At 42.2% G+C, this 2,989-nt stretch carries 2 protein-coding genes; both read right to left on the reverse strand.

Annotation, left to right across the window (positions count from 1 at the left end; translation table 11 throughout):
- Positions 1–21 precede the first annotated feature (21 nt).
- A complete protein-coding gene (locus RG963_RS16265) occupies positions 22–780 on the reverse strand; it encodes a TatD family hydrolase (RefSeq protein WP_310577326.1) in 759 nt (252 codons plus the stop codon).
- Positions 781–995: 215 nt separating this feature from the next.
- Positions 996–2,546 carry a 2-isopropylmalate synthase gene (locus RG963_RS16270; protein WP_310577327.1) on the reverse strand — a complete coding sequence of 517 codons (1,551 nt, stop codon included), beginning with the start codon at positions 2,544–2,546 and terminating at the stop codon, positions 996–998.
- Between the last annotated feature and the right edge of the window lie 443 nt (positions 2,547–2,989).

Here is a 2,989-nt window from a genome sequence, read left to right on the forward strand (position 1 = left end):
CTTTAGAACTATTTTAAATCCTTATATATTGAAAGCCCTGCTTGCATTTGCTGTGGCGGATTTAGCAATTTCCGAAGGTTCCATATCTTTAAGTTGAGCTACTACAGGGATCGAATCCACTATAAAGGCAGGCTCATTTCTGCCTTTGCGGGAAGAAAGGAAGGGACTGTCTGTTTCCAGAAGAAGGTTTTCAAGTGGCACCTCTGCTGCGAGAACCTGGTGATGCTCGGAAAAACAGACAAGGGTTGCCAGGGAAATGTAGTACCCCATATCTACGATTTCCCTCATGGTCTCAACAGAGCCGCTGTAACAATGATAGATAACTGTATCTATATCCCTGACAAGTTTCAGTACTTCAGCTTCAGCCATTCGGGCATGCACCACAAGAGGTTTGTCCAGGTCTTTTGCAAGCTCTATTATTTTTTTGAATGATGCTGTCTGCTTCTCCCTTTCCTCTTTTGTTTTGCAGTCCTGAAAATCAAGGCCGGCTTCCCCAATCCCAACTGCTTTTCCTGCATTGGCTTCAATCTGGGAAAGGATAGCATTTATTTCTTTATCGTTACCTTCTCTACCGATATCAGGACTCAGGCCAAGTGTGACATGAATATCTTCATGCTTTTCCGCAAGTTCAAGACTCATGCAGTTACCCTTCAGCGAAATTCCGGAATTGATCATTCCGACAACTCCTGCTTCCCTGGCTCGGAAAATAGTCTCTTCTCGATCGCGGTTGAATTTTGGAAAATCAAGGTGACAATGAGAATCAATAATTGGATAAGGCATGGATTTGTATTCCACCTCATTTTATTTTACTTTTTATACATAATTTGTGGAATACAAACCCGAAAAACGAATAGGTATTAGTCCTTATCCGATTTTTTGTCTGAAATTATCTTTGAACTATACTTTGAACCATACTTTGAACCATATTTTAAACCATGTTTTAAACCAACTTTGAACTAGAAATTTTCCCAGCTCTTTTAGCTGTTTCTGTCAGTTCAGATCTTTTCTTCCTTTTTATACAGCAGGTTCATGGCGTTTACAAGGGCTTCTACGGAGGCCATAACTATGTCCGTGTTTGCAGACCTGGCAGTTACAATTCTGCCCTGTTCGTTTTCAAGACCTATGTACACATCTGCAAGGGCATCCGCTCCTCCGGTAATGGCATCGATCCTGAAATCCTGGAGTTTAAAGTGATTACTTTCTCCCAGTATATCTCTTACAGCATTGAGGGCGGCATCTACAGGGCCAACTCCGGTCCTTGCTGCAATGACTTCTTTGCCTTGGATGTCTGCCTTGACCACTGCCGTGGGCGTCAGGATGTTTCCGGTCATTACAGATACCTCTTTAAGTTTAATCAGTTCTTCTTCGGAACTTGCTTTTCCAAGCACGGCCGAAGCAACTGCATAAAGGTCAGCATCTGTGATCTGTTTGCCCTTGTTTGCAATCTCTTTGATTCTGGATACAATCTCATCGAGTTGCTTGTCATTTGTTATTATCCCGGCAGATTCGAGGGACTGCTTGACTGCATGTTTGCCGGTATGTTTGCCGAGAACAATACGTCGTCTGTGTCCTACCATTTCCGGAGTCATTATTCCGGGTTCGAAGGTATCGGATTTTTCAAGTACTCCCTGGCTGTGGATTCCCGACTCGTGGGAAAAAGCATTCTGGCCGACCACAGGGGTGTTTGGAGGAAGTCTGATTCCAGTATAGTTTTCAATCATTTTAGAGGTTTCAACAAGGTATTCTGTCCGAATGTTTGTTTTTGCCTCATACATTGCCTTGAGGCTCATGACCGTTTGGGCAAGGTCGGCATTTCCTGCCCTCTCGCCTATGCCATTTATCGTGACCTGGACCTGGGAAGCGCCTGCTTCGACTGCCATGAGACTGTTTGCTACCGCAAGTCCGAAATCATTATGGCAATGCACATCGATGGGAATTGTTATTTCAGCTGCAATGTCCTTTATCTGTCTGTACATTGCGGACGGAACCATAACGCCAACAGTATCTGGCACGTTAATGATATCACACCCTGCTTCCTGGACTGCTTTGAAAACCTGTATGAGGTATTCAGGATCAGTCCTTGTAGCGTCCATTGCAGAAAACATACACTTCCGTCCATGGTCTTTGATGTACTGGACAGCTTCCACAGCCAGTTGAATGACTTCTTCCCGGCTTTTTTTAATGGTGTATATCCTCTGTACATCTGAGGTAGGGACGAAAGTATGCACTAGGCCAACGTCGCTATCAAAACAGGCATCGATATCTTTTTTCAATACACGGGCGAGTCCGCAGACCTCGGTATCCAGTCCGGCATTAGAAATCGATTTTACGGATTCTTTATCTCCTTCTGAAGAGATAGGAAATCCAGCTTCTATTATGTCTACCCCGAGTTTGTCAAGTTGACGGGCAATTTCCAGCTTCTGATTAGAAGTCAGGGATACCCCAGGGGTTTGTTCTCCGTCACGCAGTGTTGTGTCAAAAATAGTTACTTTTTTATTCTGCATGGATTCGATGTAAAAATCGATCCCTTCTTTCAGTTCGTACATTCATAATAATCATCTACATAAATGTACGCTTCTGGTATATAAATTCCATGTGTATTTTTTAATGGTTTTATAAAAATTTATTTCATTGAGCCTTCAACGGAAAACTATTTATATTAAATATCCCCTTCTAGGGTTGCTTCTTGGAGCGTCACAACGCATCTAAGATGTGAAAAACGGGACTTGAAAAACGAAGTTCGAAAAACGGAACTTGAAAAACGAAATCTGAAAAACAGAATCAGATGGTTCCTTGAAGCATTGTTTTCCAAACAATGGTTCAAAAAACGGACGAAGTTAAGGATTCGAAAGTACAACTCTTTTGAAATCTTTTACTCATTCAATTTCCATCTTTCAAATTTGTTCAATTTTTCCTTTCGGGGAAAAGCTTTATATACAAGAAACGTCTTGTATGTATCCCTCACACAAAGCAATTGTGTGGGTTGAAT

Origin of the sequence: Methanosarcina baikalica (assembly GCF_031461075.1) — an archaeon.
Taxonomy (GTDB): Archaea; Halobacteriota; Methanosarcinia; order Methanosarcinales; family Methanosarcinaceae; genus Methanosarcina; species Methanosarcina baikalica.